Origin of the sequence: Streptomyces sp. SM18 (assembly GCF_002910775.2) — a bacterium.
Classification (GTDB): Bacteria; Actinomycetota; Actinomycetes; order Streptomycetales; family Streptomycetaceae; genus Streptomyces; species Streptomyces halstedii.
Genome location: NZ_CP029342.1, coordinates 393,627 through 410,665 on the forward strand (window position 1 = coordinate 393,627; position 17,039 = coordinate 410,665).

Annotated in this window: 16 protein-coding genes; 12 read left to right on the plus strand and 4 right to left on the minus strand. The window is 70.4% G+C overall.

Annotated elements, in window-relative coordinates; genetic code table 11:
* Positions 1–126 precede the first annotated feature (126 nt).
* Positions 127–1,029, plus strand: coding sequence for an alpha/beta hydrolase (locus B9S64_RS01690; protein ID WP_103491093.1), 903 nt, complete (start codon positions 127–129; stop codon positions 1,027–1,029).
* A gap of 100 nt (positions 1,030–1,129) precedes the next feature.
* Complete coding sequence (locus tag B9S64_RS01695) at positions 1,130–2,869, plus strand: BCCT family transporter (protein ID WP_103491094.1); 1,740 nt, start codon at positions 1,130–1,132, stop codon at positions 2,867–2,869.
* A 74-nt stretch (positions 2,870–2,943) separates the two neighbouring features.
* On the opposite strand, the gene B9S64_RS01700 is transcribed toward B9S64_RS01695, so the two are convergent.
* The 3 genes from B9S64_RS01700 to B9S64_RS01710 all read right to left on the minus strand — a co-directional run bounded on the left by B9S64_RS01700 (position 2,944) and on the right by B9S64_RS01710 (position 5,538).
* On the minus strand, positions 2,944–3,612 hold the full coding sequence (locus B9S64_RS01700) for a ThuA domain-containing protein (RefSeq protein ID WP_103491095.1): 669 nt from the start codon (positions 3,610–3,612) through the stop codon (positions 2,944–2,946).
* 129 nt (positions 3,613–3,741) lie between these two features.
* The gene (locus B9S64_RS01705) at positions 3,742–4,527 is read right to left on the minus strand and encodes an SAM-dependent methyltransferase (protein ID WP_103491096.1); all 786 of its coding nucleotides are present in this window, start codon (positions 4,525–4,527) and stop codon (positions 3,742–3,744) included.
* Between the two features lie 195 nt (positions 4,528–4,722).
* Positions 4,723–5,538: an SAM-dependent methyltransferase gene (locus B9S64_RS01710; protein WP_103491097.1), complete on the minus strand. Its 816-nt coding sequence runs from the start codon at positions 5,536–5,538 to the stop codon at positions 4,723–4,725.
* Between the two features lie 296 nt (positions 5,539–5,834).
* Between B9S64_RS01710 and rpmF the strand changes: the two genes are divergently transcribed.
* From rpmF to B9S64_RS01745, 7 genes are all read left to right on the plus strand, one after another.
* The gene (rpmF, locus tag B9S64_RS01715) at positions 5,835–6,005 is read left to right on the plus strand and encodes a 50S ribosomal protein L32 (RefSeq protein WP_103491098.1); all 171 of its coding nucleotides are present in this window, start codon (positions 5,835–5,837) and stop codon (positions 6,003–6,005) included.
* Between the two features lie 6 nt (positions 6,006–6,011).
* Positions 6,012–7,193 (plus strand): GTP-binding protein, encoded by a 1,182-nt coding sequence (locus B9S64_RS01720; protein WP_103491099.1) that lies wholly within the window; start codon positions 6,012–6,014, stop codon positions 7,191–7,193.
* Positions 7,194–7,655: 462 nt separating this feature from the next.
* Positions 7,656–9,131 carry a Y4yA family PLP-dependent enzyme gene (locus tag B9S64_RS01725; protein ID WP_103491100.1) on the plus strand — a complete coding sequence of 492 codons (1,476 nt, stop codon included), beginning with the start codon at positions 7,656–7,658 and terminating at the stop codon, positions 9,129–9,131.
* Positions 9,121–10,440 (plus strand): pyridoxal-phosphate dependent enzyme, encoded by a 1,320-nt coding sequence (locus B9S64_RS01730; RefSeq protein ID WP_103491101.1) that lies wholly within the window; start codon positions 9,121–9,123, stop codon positions 10,438–10,440. The genes B9S64_RS01725 and B9S64_RS01730 overlap by 11 nt, the downstream gene beginning before the upstream one ends.
* A 5-nt stretch (positions 10,441–10,445) precedes the next feature.
* Positions 10,446–11,651, plus strand: a complete 1,206-nt coding sequence (locus B9S64_RS01735; RefSeq protein WP_103491102.1) for an aminotransferase class V-fold PLP-dependent enzyme — start codon at positions 10,446–10,448, stop codon at positions 11,649–11,651.
* Positions 11,652–11,728: 77 nt separating this feature from the next.
* A complete protein-coding gene (locus tag B9S64_RS01740; RefSeq protein ID WP_181012270.1) occupies positions 11,729–12,484 on the plus strand; it encodes a trans-aconitate 2-methyltransferase in 756 nt (251 codons plus the stop codon).
* A 136-nt stretch (positions 12,485–12,620) separates the two neighbouring features.
* A complete protein-coding gene (locus B9S64_RS01745) occupies positions 12,621–13,877 on the plus strand; it encodes an MFS transporter (RefSeq protein WP_103491103.1) in 1,257 nt (418 codons plus the stop codon).
* Between the two features lie 33 nt (positions 13,878–13,910).
* On the opposite strand, the gene B9S64_RS01750 is transcribed toward B9S64_RS01745, so the two are convergent.
* Complete coding sequence (locus B9S64_RS01750) at positions 13,911–14,411, minus strand: transcriptional regulator (protein ID WP_181012271.1); 501 nt, start codon at positions 14,409–14,411, stop codon at positions 13,911–13,913.
* 183 nt (positions 14,412–14,594) lie between these two features.
* On the opposite strand from B9S64_RS01750, the gene B9S64_RS01755 reads away from it, so the two are divergent.
* From B9S64_RS01755 to B9S64_RS01765, 3 genes are read left to right on the plus strand one after another with little or no spacing between them, the layout of a single operon-like run.
* Positions 14,595–15,431: an ABC transporter substrate-binding protein gene (locus tag B9S64_RS01755; protein WP_181012272.1), complete on the plus strand. Its 837-nt coding sequence runs from the start codon at positions 14,595–14,597 to the stop codon at positions 15,429–15,431.
* A complete protein-coding gene (locus tag B9S64_RS01760) occupies positions 15,428–16,228 on the plus strand; it encodes an amino acid ABC transporter permease (RefSeq protein WP_103491106.1) in 801 nt (266 codons plus the stop codon). The genes B9S64_RS01755 and B9S64_RS01760 overlap by 4 nt, the downstream gene beginning before the upstream one ends.
* A gap of 20 nt (positions 16,229–16,248) precedes the next feature.
* Positions 16,249–17,034, plus strand: a complete 786-nt coding sequence (locus B9S64_RS01765) for an amino acid ABC transporter ATP-binding protein (protein ID WP_103491119.1) — start codon at positions 16,249–16,251, stop codon at positions 17,032–17,034.
* The last annotated feature ends 5 nt before the right edge of the window (positions 17,035–17,039 follow it).

A 17,039-nucleotide genomic window follows, 5' to 3' on the forward strand; every position in this document is an offset into this window, starting at 1 on the left:
GGTAGGCCGTCTCCGCGAGGGGCCCGCCCCGGCCCCCCGGTGCCGTGTCATGGCGTGCGCTCATCGGACGCTCATCCGCCGCGACCAGGGTGGAGGCACCTGCTCATCGCGAGAAAGAGTCTGATCATGACGCCCACCGACACCGGCACCGACCCACGCCTCGGCCCCGGCTGCGACTACCGGCGGATCACCGTCGCGGACGGGGTGGCCCTGAACACCGCCGTCATGGGGGCGGGCCCGGCGGTCGTCCTGCTGCACGGATTTCCGCAGACCCATCTGATGTGGCGGCACGTCGCCGCCGATCTCGCGGCCGACCACACCGTGATCTGCCCGGACCTGCGGGGGTACGGGGACAGCGACAAGCCCGTCGACACGGACGGCACCGTCTACTCCAAGCGCACCATGGCCGCGGACGTCGTGGCGCTGGCCACGGCCCTGGGACACGAGCGCTTCGCGCTGGCCGGTCACGACCGCGGCGCCCTCGTCGCCTTCCGCGCCGGGCTCGACCACCCCGACCGTGTGACCCGTCTGGCCGTTCTCGACGTCCTGCCCACCCTGGACATGTGGGAGGTGATGCACGGGGTGACCGCGGCGGTCGGCTTCCACCTCTATCTGATGGCCCAGCCGCCGGGCCTGCCCGAAGAGATGATCGCCGCCGCCCCCGACGCGTTCTTCGGGCATTTCCTCGACCTCTGGAGCGACGATCCGGGGGCCGTCCCCGCCGATGTCCGCGCCGCCTATCTGAAGGCCTGCCGGGAGGCTGTTCCCTCGATCGTCGCCGACTACCGCGCGTCCGCGGGGATCGACATCGAGCACGACCGGGCGGACCGGGCCGCCGGCAACCGGCTGCGGATGCCGGTCACCGTCCTCCAGCGGGACTGGGGCGCGGCTCTCGGTTTCGAGGCCGCGGCCCTGTGGGCGCCCTGGGCCGCCGACCTGCACCACGCCACGGTGACCTGCGGTCACTTCATGGCGGAGGAGGCTCCCGCCGAGATCAGCGGGAGCCTCCGGGAACTCCTCCGCCGCTGAACGACGCGGCCCGCCCACTCGGCGCGGTGACCGACAGTGTCCGGGCGGATCGGCGTGGTAACCGCCGCGCCGTCCGGGCGGTGGATCATAGTGGGGCGCTATGAGCGCCACCGACCTCGCCGATCCACCCCCGGACAGTCCAGGCCCCGACGCCCCCGGTTCCCCCGGCGGCGCGTCACGGCCCGACGGCGCGGTCGTCGCCATCGGCATCGCCGGAATCGTCGGCGTCGTCCTGTGGGCGAGCCTGGGAGGCACGTCCTTCCAGAATTTCTCCGACAGCGCCCTCCCCTGGGTCCTGCGGAACTTCGCCTGGCTCTTCGTCGTGGCGGCGAACGTCTTTCTCGTCCTGTGCGTCCTCATCGCCTTCAGCCGTTTCGGCCGGATCCGGCTCGGCCGCGACGACCGTGTGGAACCGGAGTTCACCGACTTCGCCTGGGTGTCGATGATGTTCGCCGCGGGCATGGGCATCGGCCTGATCTTCTACGGCGTGGGCGAACCGGTCACGCACTTCCTGCTCCCGCCGCCCTCCACGGGGGTGCGGCCCGGCACCCCGGAGGCCGCGGGAACGGCCCTGGAGTACTCCTTCTTCCACTGGACCCTGACCCCGTGGGCCATCTACGGGGTCGTGGGGCTCTCGCTCGCCTACACGACGTTCCGTCAGGGCCGGGGCAACCGTCTCAGCGCCGTCTTCGTACCGCTGATCGGTGAGCGGCTGGCGGACGGGGTCGTGGGGCGTCTGCTCGACCTCCTGGCCGTCTTCGCCACCGTCTTCGGGACCGCCACCAGCCTCGGTGTGGGGGCGCTCCAGATCGCCACGGGGCTGCATCTGACCGCGGGCGTCGCCGACACCACCGGCCTTCAGCTGGTCATCATCGTCTCCCTCGGCGCGGCGTTCGTGGTGTCGGCCTTCACCGGTCTGCACGGCGGGGTGAAATGGCTCAGTTCCGCGAACCTGGTGATGGCCGCCGTCCTCATGGTCTTCATCTTCGTGGTGGGCCCCACCGTCTACATCCTCGACGTGATTCCCGCCAGTGTCGGCGGGTACCTGAACCAGCTCATCCCGATGGCGAGCCGCACCGGCGCGTTCACGGACGGCGCCTGGCTCGGGGAATGGACGATCTTCTACTGGGCGTGGTGGCTGTCCTGGGCGCCGTTCGTCGGCACCTTCATCGCCCGTATCTCCAAGGGCCGCACCATCCGTGAATTCCTCCTCACGGTGCTGCTGGTCCCCTCCGGTGCCTCCGCCGTCTGGTTCTGCGTGCTCGGGGGCACCGGGATCCGGCTCGACGAGACGGGGGCGGTCGACATGGCTCAGAAGCAGTCCCAGGGCACCGAGGCGACCCTGTTCGCCATGCTCGACGCCCTTCCGCTCACCACGGTCACGTCCTGGTTCGCCATGATCCTGATCATGATGTACTTCATCACCAGCGCCGACTCCGCCTCCCTGGTGATGGGTTCGCTCACCAGTCGCGGCGCCCTCAACCCGCGCGCGTGGCTCAACGTCACCTGGGGCATCCTGATGGCCGCCGTCGCCGCGGCTCTCCTCGTCGCGGGGGGTCTGGACTCCCTCCAGTCCGCCACGATCCTCGTCGCCCTCCCCTTCGTCGTCGTCATGCTGGGGCTGTGCTGGGCCACGGTGCGTGAGCTCAAGGAGGACCCGAGCGCGGGCCCACCGCGCAGCCAGGCCCTCCACGGGCTGCGCGACGCCGTCCGGAGGATGGTCGGCGAGACCATGTCCGAGGGCGCCTCCTCCGCGCTCCCCACGCATCCCCGCCTGCGCCGGGCGGTGGACCGGGCGCAGCGGAAGGAAGAGGAGGAGGGCGGCGGCAAGGAGGAGTGAGGAGCGACGGCACCGGTGGGCCGACGCCCCGCGGCGGCCCGTACAGCCACGACGGTCGGCCCGCGGCGGCCCGTTCAGCCCGGACGGACGACCGACAGCAGTCCGCCGCGCAGATGCGCCCGGAAGGCCGGATCCGCGTACGCCTCGGGCGCGTGCCCCAGCGAGGTGTAGAAGACGGGCGTCGCCCCGTGGCGGTGCTCCCAGGCCACCGGATGTCCGGCTCCCATGCCACCGCCCTGGTACGAGTCCTCGTCGACCGATGCCAGGACGTTGACCGAGCCACGCGGCGTGGCCGTGAAGTCGTACCACTCGTCGGTGTGCCGCCATCGCTCCGGCAGATGGGCCGTGGCCGGGTGGTCGCGGTCTTCCACGACGACACAGCCCGGCTGCGGCGGAGGGTGCCCCGCGAACCTGGCGCCGAGCAGTTCCCCGAAGTAGGGCCAGTCGTACTCGGTGCACGCCGCCGAGTGCACCCCCATGAAGCCCGCTCCCCCGCCCAGATGCGCCTGGAGGTTGCGGCGGCCGCGGGCGGTCAGCACGTCACCGCTCGTGGACAGGAACACCACACCGCCGTAGACGCCCAGCCCGCTCGACTCGAACACGTCGGGTGATTCCGTCGCCTCGGCCTCCAGGCCACTCTCCAGGCAGAGTTCACGCAACGCGGCCACTCCGTGGGTGATCGATTCGTGGCGGTAGGCCGTCGTACGGCTGTAGATCAGGACACGCGAGGGATGTCCGGGCATGTTCTCTCCGCCTCTCCTTCCGCCGGCGCTCCGGCGGACCGGCGGGGCACCCGCGGCCGTGGCCGGGTGCCCCGCCGTCTCGACGGCCCGGTCAGGAACACCCGTCCTGTCCGGGCCGCTCCGGGCCGTTCACGGTTTGCGGGCCACGAGTCCCCACTGGTCGACGGCCGTCGGCCGCTCCTCGGTCGGCCGCCAGAACGGGATGGACACGAAGCCCGGATCGAGCAGTTCCAGCCCCTCGGCGCACCCGGTGATCTCCTCCGGTTCACGCACCAGGTAGGGCGGGTTGTCCCCCGAGTCGTACGCCTCCTGCGCCGCCAGCGTCTCGGGCGTCTTCACCGTGTCGCAGAGCACCAGGTAACTGCCCGAGGGCATCCGTGCCATGTACCGCTGGACGACCTGGATCCCGTCGGACGGGGTGAGGTGACCCAGCGTCGAGAGCAGCAGGACGGCGACCGGCTGGGACAGGTCCAGTGTCTCGCTCGCCTCGTCCACGACGGCGTCCGTCCGGGACAGATCGGCGTCCACGTAGGCCGTCCTGCCCTCCGGGGTGCTGGTCAGCAGCGCCGCCGCGTGGACCAGCACGATCGGGTCGTTGTCCACGTAGACGATGCGGGCGTCCGGTGCGACGGCCTGGGCGACCTCGTGGGTGCTGTTCTCCACCGGCAGGCCGGTCCCGACGTCGAGGAACTGGCGCACCCCCAGCGTGGCGAGGTGACGGACGGCCCGCGCCTGGAACGCGCGCGAGGCCAGCGCCACCGCGGCCGTCTGCGGGTAGGCGGCGGTCACCGCATCCGCCAGCTCCCGGTCCACCGGATAGTTGTCCTTGCCGCCCAGCCAGGCGTTCCAGACCCGGGCGGAGTGGGGAACGTCCGATCGGATCTTCTTGCGGAACTCGACGTCTTCCTCAGTCATCACATACTCCTACTCACCGCTTCTACGCGGTAGTTGATCCCCAGGTCGGGGACGCGCGCACAGCACGACCGTACCTTCGGGGGCCCGGCGTCCCCCAGCGGGCCGGGTCTGTTCTTTCCGGCGGACCGGTGATCTCCCGTGGCGGAGCGGGTCGTTCAGCCTCCGCCTGCCGGATCGGCCACCGGGCGTGGCCTGTCAGCTCTTGCGGGCCACGCCCGCGTAGAAGGCCACGGACGGGTCCAGACGTGTGCCGGGCGCCTCGTCGAGTTCGGGCCGCCACAGGTCGGGCCGGACGAGACCGGGCTCCAGGAGGTCGAAGCCGCCGAAGAAGCGCGCGATGTCCTCGCGGCTGCGCAGGGCCAGGGTGATCCGCCCGGACCTGTACTGGTCGTCGACCTCGCCCAGCCTCTCGTCCCCGGGGATGTAGCCGGCATGGGTGATCACCAGCCGGCTGCCCGGGGCCAGCCCGTCCGCCAGGCGGGCCACCAGCTCGTACGCGCCCTGCTCGTCGCTGACGAAGTGCAGCAGCGCGACCAGCGAGAGCTGTACGGGCCGCGAGAAGTCCAGGATCTCCGCCGCCTGTTCGAGGATCTGCTCCGGCTCGCGCACATCCGCCTGCGCATAGGCGGTGGCCCCCTCGGGCGTGCCCTGCATCAGGGCCTCCGCGTGGGCCAGCACGATCGGGTCGTTGTCGCAGTAGACCACCCGGGCCCCGGGGGCGACGGCCTGGGCCACCTGGTGCAGGTTGGGCTCCGTGGGGATGCCCGTACCGATGTCCAGGAACTGCCGGACCCCGTCGCCGGCCGCCCAGCGGGTCACCCTGCGCATGAAGGCCCGGTTGGCCCGCGCCACGTCCCGGACGGCGGGTTCGATGGCCATCATCCGGCGGCCGAGCTCCTCGTCCACCGGGTAGTTGTCCTTGCCGCCGAGCCAGAAGTCGTACATCCGGGCGGGATGCGGCGTGCTCGTGTCGATCACGGGGGACGTGGCGGACTCGTCCGTTCCGGGCATCACAACTCCTCGAATGAACCGGCGATGACCGAGGCTGGTCTTCAACGCTCCGAAACTATACGGGGATTGATCGCCCGACCGGCGGAATGGTGATCCCCGCGCGCGGCGGCACAGGCGGCGCGCCCGCCCCTCTCCCCCGGTCCGGCACGCGCCCCACGGTGCCGGGCCGCTCCCCGTCCGTCCCGCACATCCGGCCCCCGCCCGTGAGCGGCCGCACGCGTCACGACGCACCCATTTGATAGTGACTATCGTTTTCATATACGGTTCGAGTCGACCCCACACCCCAGGAGGGCCCCATGGCAGTCCCGAAGCGGAAGATGTCCCGCAGCAACACCCGGCACCGTCGCGCGCAGTGGAAGGCGACCACGCCCCAGCTCGTGGCGGTCACCGTCGACGGCACCGTCCACCAGGTTCCCCAGCGCCTGGTGAAGGCCGTTGAGCGCGGCCTGCTGCGCCCCGGGGGCTGATGCCGCGTGACGCGGGACCCCTTGCCCGTCACCGTCCTCTCCGGGTTCCTGGGAGCCGGCAAGACCACGCTGCTCAACCATGTCCTCGGAAATCGCCAGGGCCTGCGGGTCGCGGTGATCGTCAACGACATGAGCGAGGTCAACATCGACGCGGCACTGGTGCGCGGAGGTGAGGCCGCGCTGTCACGCACCGAGGAACGCCTGATCGAGATGACCAACGGGTGCATCTGCTGCACCCTCCGCGACGACCTGCTCCACGAGGTGGACCGGCTCGCCCGCGAGGGGCGGTTCGACTACCTCCTCATCGAGTCCAGCGGGATCTCGGAACCGATGCCGGTGGCCGCGACCTTCTCCTTCCCCCGCGACGACGGCGCGACGCTGGGCGACCTCGCCCGGCTCGACACCATGGTCACCGTGGTGGACGCGGCCAACTTCCTTCTGGAACTGGCACAGGGCGACGGGCTCACCGAGCGCGGACTCGACCAGTACGAGGACGACGAGCGCACGGTCAGCGACCTGCTCATCGACCAGATCGAGTTCGCCGACGTCATCGTGCTGAACAAGGTGGACCTGGTGGACGACCGCGGGCGCGGGCGGCTCGACGCCGTACTGACCCGTCTCAACCCGGTCGCCAGGATCGTCCCCGTCAGCCGTGGGCGCGTGGAGCCCTCCGACGTCCTCGGCACCGGCCTCTTCGACGTGGAACGGGCCCAGCAGGCCCCCGGATGGGTTCGGGAACTGAACGGGGACCACGTGCCGGAGACCGAGGAGTACGGGATCTCCAGCACCGTCTTCCGCTCGGACCGGCCCTTCCACCCCGGCCGCCTGTGGACCTTCGTCACCGAGGAGCTCGACAGCGGCCGGTACGGCCAGGTCCTCCGGTCCAAGGGATTCTTCTGGCTGTCCAGCCGGCCGCATGTCACCGGGCTCTGGTCGCAGGCGGGTTCCGTGGCCCGGTTCGAGCCGTACGGCGCTCGCGACCACGACACCACACAGGGCCAGGAACTGGTGTTCATCGGCACGGAGTTGCGCGCGACAGCCCTCCATGAGGCCCTGAGCTCGTGCCTGTGGCGCGAAGGGGAGGCGCGAGCCGCCGCCGACCCGTTCCCGGCGTGGGACACCTACGTCGTCGACGACGCGTGTGAGCACGAGCGGCAGGAGCCGGTGCTCACGGCGGCCCACCCCTGAGACTCCGGGCCGGACGGTGGTCGCAGCCACGGCATCGTCCGGTCCGGCCCTTCCCCCGGCCGGCTGCCCTTCCCACCGGCCCCCTCCGACCGGCCCTTTCAGGCTGCTGGCCCCGGTCCGCCCAGAACTCCCGGCGGACCGGGGCCCCACGCGATCCGCGACCGACGTGAGACCGGTCACCGGTCCCCGGCCGCCGGCGGCCCCGCCACCCCGGCCCCGCCGGTCGCGTACCGCTCCCCCGACGTGCGCGGACCCGCCAGGTCCGGCGCCGGTACGGCCCCCTGGTACCGGCGCTTCCGCCGTCGACATTCATGCATGGGGCGTGCATAGAGGCCGTCCGGCCTGGACATCATCGATACGACAATCATTGCCATGAGCCGATCCGTTCCCTGCGGCAGCACCAACTTGTGTCACCAGCAGTGGGGTTGCCGCTGACTCCGCGCTGAAAGGCGAGTGCCACCCTTGGTCGCCCCTCTGTACCTGGAACCGAAGCTCGACCCACCGCTCACCTCGTTGCTGGCCTCGGCCTCTTTACTGCACCGCCTCGTCGACGGGCTGGGATCGCCCCTCAACGTGGTGGTTCCGGAGCGGTTCGCCGAGAACGTCACACGGTTCCGGTCCGTGTACCGCCGCCACCGCCTGGAGGGCACGGTCTACTTCGCGCACAAGGCCAACAGATCGAGCGCGCTGGTCCGCCGGCTCGCGAGCACCCCGGCGGCTGTGGACGTCGCCTCGCTCGAAGAGCTTCAGCACGCCTTGGCCTGCGGGTTCACACCGGACCGCATCGGCGCGACGGGGCCGAAGGAGCCGGAGTTCCTCTGGCTGGCCGCGCGGACCGGCGCGACCGTGAACCTCGACGGACACGCCGAACTCGAAGCGCTCGCGGCCCTGGTGCGCCGGCACGGGTTGCCCCGGACCCAGGTGCTGCTGCGGCTCTCGGACTTCTCCGGTCCGGCGGTGAAGATCCTCAGCCACCGCAGCAGATTCGGGGTCCCGGCCCCGGAGCTGTCCGCCCTGCTCGACGCCGCCGAGCGGCACCGTGACGCCGTCGAGGTCATTGGCGTCTCCTACCACCTCGACACCACCAGCCTCGAAGAGAAGGCGGTCGCGCTGGAGGGCTGCGTCCACGCCATGGACGAGTGCCGGGCGCGCGGAATGCGCCCACGGGTCATCGACATCGGAGGCGGGTTCGGGGTCAACTACCTGGCCCACGGCGCGCAGTGGGAGCACTACACCAGCCAGCTCGCCCTCGCGGCCATGGGGCGGCGCCAGGCCCTGGCCTGGCGCAACCACTCCTACGGGCTGAGCAGCGAAGGGGGCACGCTGCGCGGAACCCTCCAGCTCTACCCCTCCCACCGCCCGGTCGCCGGGGCCGACTACCTCGACGAACTCCTGCGCTGCCCCGCGCCGGCACTCGGGCGCCCCCTGGCGACCCTGCTCCTGGAGAACCTCTACGACCTGCACGTCGAGCCCGGCCGGGCCCTGCTGGACCAGTGCGGGCTGACTCTCTCACGGGTGCTGGAGACGCGGCGCGAGGCGGACGGCACCCATGTCGTACGTCTGGCGATGAATGCCGACGACTGCGCCCTGGAGGAACACGGCATACTCCTCGACCCGGTCCTCCTCCGGCGCGACCGGCCGCCGGAGGAGGCGGACGGTTCCGCCGGACCCTTCGGCGTCTACCTCCACGGGAATCTGTGCCTCGAATCCGATCTCATCACGCGCAGACTGGTCTTCCTCCCCCGTCTGCCCGTCCCGGGTGACCTGCTGGCGTTCCCCAACACGGCCGGGTACTGCATGGACTTCAACGCCCACCACGCCCAGCGGCGGCCGTCGGCCCGCAAGGTCGCGGCCTACCGGGACGCCGACGGCTGGCAGTGGCGGCTCGACGACCAGTACTGGCCCATACATTCCACGGGAGACGCAGATGAAATATGACAGCATCCTCGAAACCGTCGGCGACACGCCTCTGGTGCGCATCGCTCCCGAGGTCCACGGCCTGCCGGACATCGACCTCTACGCGAAGCTGGAGTTCTGCAATCCCTTCGGTTCGCTGAAGGACCGGGCGGCGTGGAACATGGTGCGGCCCGGCCTCGGCTCCGCGATCGAGAAGGGCAGCCAGATCGTCGAACTGTCCAGCGGGAACACGGCCAAGGCGCTCGCCGCCATCGCCGGAATGCACGGTCTCGGGTTCAAGAGCGTCACCAACCGGATGAAGATTCCGGAGATCAAGGAGTTGCTCCTCCTGCTGGGAGCCGAGATCGAGGAGCTGCCGGGGCAGTCGGAATGCCTCGATCCGACGGACTCGGAGGACCCTCTCACGCTGTTCCACCGCGGTCTGGCGGAGCCGGGAAGCGCCTACCTCCACACCGACCAGTACTACAACGACCGCAACCCGGAGGCCCACGAGTCCGGCACCGGACCCGAGATCGTGGCGGACCTCGGCGGCCGGGCACCGGACTGGTTCGTGGCCGGCGTCGGCACCGCCGGTTCCTCCACCGGCGTGGCACGGGCGCTGCGGAAGCACGGTCCGGAGGTGGAAGTGGTCGGCCTCGTCGCGGAGAAGTCGGACTTCATTCCGGGGATCAGGAACATCGACGAGGTGCAGGAGGTCGGGATCTTCGACCCCCTCACCTACGACACCATCGAGAAGATCACGTCCGCCGAGGCCATCGACGGCATGCTGACCCTCGTACGGCGGTGCGGAATCCTGGCCGGGCCGACCGGTGGAGCGGCCTATTTCGGGGCGGTCCGGCATCTGCGGGAGGTGGCGCCGCGGCTCACCGGGCCGGCGACGGCGGTGTTCATCGTGTGCGACCGCGTGGAGAGCTATCTGAGTTACGTCAAGAAGCGCCGCCCCGATCTGTTCGGCCGGCGGCAGCCGGACACCTCGGTGGGGTCGCTGTCCCCCGAGGACGCGAGCCGGGCGGCCGGCATCGGGGTCGCCGAGGCCCAGGAGTGGATCGCCAAGGAGAACCCCCTGGTCGTGGACATGCGCAGCCCGTACGCGTACGCCGCCCTGCACATCGAGGGTTCGATGAACGTCGTGGACGAGCTCTTCGAGGACCTCGTGCGCGGCGGCCTCCCGTTCAGCAAGGCCCGGCCGGTGCTGCTCGCGTGTCCCGTCGGTGAGCAGTCCCTGAAGTACGCGGCCCTGCTGACCCGCCTGGGCCATCCGGACGTCCGCAGCCTCGCCGGGGGCATCATCGCCTGGCGTGACGCGGGCGCACCCCTGGTACGGGAGTGACCGCGATGCGCGACGATTCCGTCCCCCCGGGGGCAGGGGACCTGAACGACTGGCACAGCGCCCTGCGGGCGCAGTTCCCGATCATCACCGGCCATCCCGAACTGGCCTATCTGGACAGCGCCGCGACCGCGCAGAAGCCGCAGGCGGTCCTGGACGCGGTGCGGGACTACCTCACGACCTCCAACGCCAACGCCGGTCGCGGGACCTATCCGTGGGCCAACAGGACGACGGGTCTGATCGAGGAGACCAGGGAGCGCGTCAGGACGTTCCTCGACGACCCGGATCCGGCCGGGTCCACCGTGCACTTCGTCAGCGGCACCACCGACGGGCTGCGCACGGTGGCCCTCGACTGGCTCACCCGTGAACTCTCCGACGGGGACGAGATCGTCGTACCCTTCGCGGACCACGAGGCGAACGTCTCGCCCTGGCTGGAGGCCGTCGAATCACTGGCCCGCGAGGGCACGCGGGTCACGGTCCGGGAGATGCCCTACCAGTCCTCCTCCGGCGACTACGACACGGAGAAGCTCCGGGAACTCGTCTCCCCCCGCACCCGCTTCGTCGCGGTCACCCACGTCCATCACGTCTACGGCGGAGACATGAACGTGCACCGTGTACGCCGGGCCGTGGGCCCGGACGTGGTGATCTGCCTGGACGCGGCCCAGAGCGTCGGCCATCTCCCGGTCTCCATGAGAGCCCTGGACGTCGACTTCACCGTCTTCTCCGGGCACAAGGCGCTCGCCCTGCCCGGTTCCGGGGCGGTCTGGGCCCGCGGCGTACGAGGAGCGCCCTTCGCCCCGCGCGGCTGGAGCGGCACGCCCAACACCGTGGGCATCGCGAGCCTCGGTGCCGCCCTGGACTGGCTGGAGCGGGCCGGGCCGGAGCGGATCGAGCGCTGGACCGTGGACCTGGCGGCCCGGCTGACCGACGGGCTGAGCCGGCTGGCGGCCTTCGAGGTGCTGGGATGCCAGCTGAGCCTGGCGGAGGACTCCTTGGTGCAGCGTCGGCACGGCATCGTGACGTTCAGGCACCGGGACATCGACTCGGTCGATCTCGGGTTCATCCTCTTCAGCCACGGCTTCATGGTGCGCACGGACGGCCTCTGCCAGGGCCGGGCGGGTGAAAAACGCAGCTCCGTACGGGTCAGCCTGCATGCGTACAACAGCCGTCAGGAGGTGAATCGACTGCTGGACGTACTCACCGGGCTGGCATGACGCCGATGACAATCGTTTTCACCTGTAGATTTGGAGATCACCGAGCGAGACCCGGACGGTAGAGGTGGTAGAGGAAGATGAGCGTGAGCATGCCGACGGCCCAGCGGTGGGTGGACCGCTGGGAGCAACAGCAGCAGAGGTACGCGATCGACCGTGAGGAACGCTTCACGGTGATCGCGGACGTCGTGGAACACGTGACGGCCGGCCATGACGTCCCCCGGGTGCTGGATCTGGGCTGCGGGCCCGGCTCGCTGCCCGCGCGGCTGATCAAGCGCCTGCCGAAGGCCGAGATCGTCGCCGTCGACATGGACCCGCTGCTGCTGGCGCTGGCCCACGCACGCCACCCGGACGCCGCCCGCTACGTGGAGGCGGTGATCGGCGAGGACGGCTGGACGGACGCCCTCGGCCTCCGGGAACCGGTCGACGCGGTCGTGTCCACGACCGCGCTCCACTACCTCCCCGAGCCCGTCCTGCGGCGCACCTACACACAACTGACCGCGCTGCTGCGGCCCGGCGGTGTGCTGATCAACGCGGACCACCTGTCGCAGGACGCGGCCGGATGCGCCGAGATCGCGGAATTCGTCGGAATCCGCCGGGCCGAACGCCAGCGCGCGTTCGACCACGAGGACTGGGAGGCGTGGTGGTCCGCCGTCGAGAACGAACCGGAACTGACGGAGCTGTGTGCGGAGCGCCGGAGCCGGGGAACCACCGGCTCGGGCTGTTCCGTCACGCTCGGCCGGCACGTCGAGCTGCTGACCGAAGCGGGCTTCGGCCACGCCGGTCCGGTCTGGCAGGTGGGCAACAGCTACGTCCTGGTCGCGCTCCGGCCGTAGGGGGCGGCCGGCCGCACCCGCGACGCGCTCCGACCTGACCCCGAAGTGCTCGTCGGACGCCGACGCGCCGCAATCTGCCGACGGTTGTTCCGCAAGTGATTGGCAACAGCCAATCACTTGCGCCAAGCTCGCAGTCATGCGTCGCGACTCCCTTGGGGCCCACCGAGACTTCCGCCGGTTGTGGGCGGGACAGACAGTCGGTCAGTTCGGTACGTACGTGGGGCAGACCGTGCTGCCCCTGCTCGCGGCGACGACGCTGAAGGCGTCACCGTTCCAGATGGGGATCCTGACCGCGGCCGGGACAGCCGCCTTCCTCCTGATCGGCCTGCCCACCGGGGTGCTGGTGGATCGCATACGGCGAAGGCCGGTGATGCTGTCGGCCGACTTCGTCCGGGCCGGCCTGCTGTTCACCGTCCCCTTCGCGGCCTGGGCAGGGGTGCTGACGCTCGGTCAACTCATCGCGGTCGCATTCCTCGTCGGTGTGGCCACGGTGCTCTTCGACGTCGCCTACCAGTCGTACCTGCCGTCCCTGGTCGGGCGGGCCCAGGTCATGGAGGGCAACACCCGGCTCCAGTCGAGCCTCTCGGCCGCCGAGGTCATCGGCCCCGGCGTCGGCGGCGGGCTCGCGCAACTGCTCGGCGCGGCCACCGCCGCCCTGACGACAGCCGTCGGCCATCTGCTCTCCGGCCTCCTGCTGCTCCGCATCCAGGCCCCCGAGTCCCGGCCCGTGGGCCACGACGGCACTCGGGCCGGGGCACAGATGAAGGAGGGGCTGGGGTTTGTATTCGGAGAGAAGTCGTTACGGGCCATCACCCTTTCCACCGCCCTCTCCAATCTGGCGACCACGGTCCTGCTGTCCATGCAGATGCTCTTCCTCAGCCGGGACCTCGGTCTGACGCCGGGCGCTGTAGGTGCCGTCCTGGCCCTGAGCGGTGTGGGCGGGCTGGTGGGGGCATGCACCGCCGGCCGCTGCGCCCAGTGGATCGGTCCCGCCCGCGCCATCTGGCTGATACCTCTGGTCATCTCACCCGTGACGCTGGTCGTACCCCTTGCCGAGCCCGGCCGGCTGACCGTCCTCTGCGTTCTCGGCCTTGCGCTGCGGGCGTACGGGACCACGGTCTTCAACGTCGTCAACGTCAGCTACCGGCAGGCGATCTGCCCCGGCCGGCTGCTGGGACGCGTCAACGCCACCGTACGGTTCCTCACCTGGGGCGCGATGCCCGTGGGCGGCCTGCTGGGCGGTGTCCTCGGGGGCTGGATCGGTGTCCGGGCCACCCTGTGGGTCTCCTGCGCCGCGCTCGCCCTGACCCCTCTGCCGCTCCTCCTGTCCCCCCTGCGCACCCTGCGGGAGTTCCCGGAGGTCCAGGGGGAGGAGGCCGCTTCCCCTACCTGAGCCGTGTCCTTCGCAGGCACGGACAGACGGCGATCACACGCTCGGATAGACGGCGATGTACACCGCCGTCCGCTCGGTCTCCGGCGCGACGGCATCGTGGTCGAACTCCTCGAAGAGCTGCTCCAGCCGGCGCTCGTACTCCTCCCGCCGCTCGGGGGTGAGGTCCAGTACGAAGCGGACCTGACCGACGTCCTTCATGTCGAGCTCGCCCGCTTCGGAGAGGAAGGCCGCCAGCATCGCCTCGGCGATGGGGCCTTCGTTCTGGGGTCCCCGGGCCCATGGGAGTCCGTTGGACCGATAGGGGATCTCCTTGGCACCCCGGTTCCCCCGACGGGCGGCTTGTGGCTCCAGGAGCCCCGCATCCACCAGTTTGCGTACGTGGTGCAGTGTCGTCGCCGGATCCCTGCCCAACCGCTCGGCCAGTTCCTTGTTCGTCATAGCCTGCGTGCGCGTGAGCCGGATGATGCGCAGCCGCACTCCCGATGCGAGGGCACTCGCCCGCACCTCGGCGGCGTCCCGGCGCTGATTAGCCATGGCCCGACCCTAAGGGCTGTCCCGTGACCTCGCGGATTCGGTCGGGGCCGCCTGTCGGGGCGTCATATGACGTTCATGTGAACGAATCCCGGTGCTGTGCGGGTAATCCGTCCGTACGGCAGAAAGCGGTGATGCCTTGGCCTACGATCGGCGCTCGTGCGGCCTGTACGTCCCGGCCGGCCCATGTCCCAGGAGGTAACCGTGCCGCGTGTCCGCGTCCCCGCCGTCGTCACCGCCTGCGCCGCGGTGGTCGGGCTGGCCCTCACCGCCGGGTGCTCGTCCGGCGACGGGCCCGGCCAGGCCAAGGGGGGCGTGGACGTGGTGGAGAAGGGCAAGGTGACCACCTGCACGCACCTGCCCTACCCGCCCTTCCAGTCCGAGCGGGACGGCGAGGTCGTCGGCTTCGACGTGGCCCTGATCGACCTGGTCGCGAAGAACCTGGACGTCGAACAGAAGATCCTGGACACCCCGTTCGAGAACTTCAAGACCGGCGCCTTCCTCAACTCGGGCGAGTGCGACCTCGCGGCCGCCGGTATGACGATCACCGATGAGCGGAAGAAGAACGTCGACTTCTCCGTCCCGTACTTCGACGCCACCCAGGCCCTGCTGACCACGAAGAAGAGCGGCGTCACGACGCTGGCCGACGTGAAGTCGAAGAAGCTCAAGCTCGGCGCCCAGGCCGAGACCACCGGCGAGAGCTACGCCACGGACCAGGGCTTCGACCCGGTGTCCTTCGAGAGCTCCGACGCCGTGCTCAACGGACTGCGCACCGGCCAGGTCGACGCCGTCGTCATCGACTACCCGGTGGTCCAGGGCTGGTTGAAGGACAAGGCGAACGCGGACGCCTTCGCCCTCGGCCAGAACATCGAGACCGGCGAGCAGTACGGCTTCTCGGTCAAGAAGGGCAACACCGAGCTGAAGGCGGCGATCGACAAGGCGATCACCGACGCCCGCGCCGACGGCACGTACGACAAGCTCTACCAGCAGTGGATCGGACCACTGCCCAAGGGCCGGTCATGACCTCCAGGCTCTCCCGGCGGCAGTGGCGCCGCGTGTCCCGTGGCGTGCAGTACGCGCTGTTCTTCGTCGTCGTCGGCCTCCTGGTCACCCAGGCCGACTGGACGCGGCTGGGCAACCAGTTCGCCCAGAAGGACCTGGTCGGCCGGCTGTTCCCCGACATCATCACCACCGCCCTGGTCAACACCGTCGTCTACACCGCCTCCGGCTTCCTCTTCGGCCTGGTGCTCGGGCTGGTCATCGCGCTGATGCGGCTCTCCTCGGTGGCGCCGTACCGCTGGGCGGCCGGGGTGTACATCGAGATCTTCCGGGGCCTGCCCGCGCTGCTGATCTTCATCTTCGTCGGCGTGGCCGTCCCGCTCGCCTTCCCCGGCACCGAGATACCCGGCGGCACGTACGGGAAGGTCGCCCTCGGCCTGGGACTGGTCGCCGCCGCCTACATGGCCGAGACCTTCCGCGCGGGCATCCAGGCGGTGCCCAAGGGCCAGATGGAGGCGGCCCGTTCACTGGGCTTCTCCCACACCCGGGCGACGGTCTCCGTGATCATCCCGCAGGCACTCCGTATCGTCGTCCCCCCGCTCACCAACGAACTGGTCCTGCTCTTCAAGGACTCCTCGCTGGTCCTCTTCCTCGGCGTCACCCTCCAGGAGCGCGAACTGACCAAGTTCGGACGCGACCTGGCGAGCCAGACCGCCAACTCCACGCCCATCCTCGTCGCCGGGCTCTGCTACCTCCTGGTGACCGTCCCGCTGGGCTTCGTGGTACGCCGCCTCGAAGCCCGCGCCGCCCGAGCCAGGTGAAGGGGAAGGTGAAGCACGCCATGGCGTCCGACGACAACGACGCGATCCGGCGGCAGCCGACGGAGATCGAGATCCGGGACCTGCACAAGTCCTTCGGTGCCACCGAGGTACTGCGCGGCATCGACCTCCAGGTGGCGCCCGGCGAGGTGGTCTGCGTCATCGGGCCGTCCGGCTCCGGCAAGTCCACCCTGCTGCGCTGTATCAACCTCCTGGAGGAGCCGTCCCGTGGGCGGATCGTGGTGGCCGGCACCGACATCACCGACCCGGACGTGGACATCGACGCCGCCCGCCGCCGTATCGGCATGGTCTTCCAGCAGTTCAACCTCTTCCCCCACCTGACCGTCTCCGGCAACCTCGTCCTGCCGCAGCGCCGGGTCCTGGGCCGGGACAAGCGCACCGCCGACCGCGTCGCCCGGGAGAACCTGCGCCGGGTCGCCCTGACCGACAAGGCCGACGCCTACCCCGCGCAGCTCTCCGGCGGCCAGCAGCAGCGGGTGGCCATCGCCAGGGCACTGGCCATGGACCCACGGGTGATGCTCTTCGACGAGCCGACCTCCGCCCTCGACCCGGAGCTGGTGGGCGACGTCCTGGCGGTCATGCGCTCGCTGGCCGCGGACGGCATGACCATGGTGGTCGTCACCCACGAGATGAGCTTCGCCCGCGAGGTCGCGGACCGGGTCGTCTTCATGGACGAGGGACGGGTGGTCGAGCAGGGCCCGGCCGCGCAGGTGGTCGGCTCCCCACGGCACGAGCGCACCCGTGACTTCCTCACCCGCGTCCTCGACCCGGCCGCGTCGAAGCTCTGACCCCT

Excerpts from the sequence above, each read along its gene's own strand:
- B9S64_RS01690 (WP_103491093.1), top strand. The coding sequence starts at position 127 with ATGACGCCCACCGACACCGGCACCGACCCACGCCTCGGCCCCGGCTGC.
- B9S64_RS01695 (WP_103491094.1), top strand. The coding sequence starts at position 1,130 with ATGAGCGCCACCGACCTCGCCGATCCACCCCCGGACAGTCCAGGCCCC.
- B9S64_RS01700 (WP_103491095.1), bottom strand. The coding sequence starts at position 3,612 with ATGCCCGGACATCCCTCGCGTGTCCTGATCTACAGCCGTACGACGGCC.
- B9S64_RS01705 (WP_103491096.1), bottom strand. The coding sequence starts at position 4,527 with ATGACTGAGGAAGACGTCGAGTTCCGCAAGAAGATCCGATCGGACGTT.
- B9S64_RS01710 (WP_103491097.1), bottom strand. The coding sequence starts at position 5,538 with ATGCCCGGAACGGACGAGTCCGCCACGTCCCCCGTGATCGACACGAGC.
- rpmF (WP_103491098.1), top strand. The coding sequence starts at position 5,835 with ATGGCAGTCCCGAAGCGGAAGATGTCCCGCAGCAACACCCGGCACCGT.
- B9S64_RS01730 (WP_103491101.1), top strand. The coding sequence starts at position 9,121 with ATGAAATATGACAGCATCCTCGAAACCGTCGGCGACACGCCTCTGGTG.
- B9S64_RS01735 (WP_103491102.1), top strand. The coding sequence starts at position 10,446 with ATGCGCGACGATTCCGTCCCCCCGGGGGCAGGGGACCTGAACGACTGG.
- B9S64_RS01740 (WP_181012270.1), top strand. The coding sequence starts at position 11,729 with ATGAGCGTGAGCATGCCGACGGCCCAGCGGTGGGTGGACCGCTGGGAG.
- B9S64_RS01745 (WP_103491103.1), top strand. The coding sequence starts at position 12,621 with ATGCGTCGCGACTCCCTTGGGGCCCACCGAGACTTCCGCCGGTTGTGG.
- B9S64_RS01750 (WP_181012271.1), bottom strand. The coding sequence starts at position 14,411 with ATGGCTAATCAGCGCCGGGACGCCGCCGAGGTGCGGGCGAGTGCCCTC.
- B9S64_RS01755 (WP_181012272.1), top strand. The coding sequence starts at position 14,595 with ATGTCCCAGGAGGTAACCGTGCCGCGTGTCCGCGTCCCCGCCGTCGTC.
- B9S64_RS01760 (WP_103491106.1), top strand. The coding sequence starts at position 15,428 with ATGACCTCCAGGCTCTCCCGGCGGCAGTGGCGCCGCGTGTCCCGTGGC.
- B9S64_RS01765 (WP_103491119.1), top strand. The coding sequence starts at position 16,249 with ATGGCGTCCGACGACAACGACGCGATCCGGCGGCAGCCGACGGAGATC.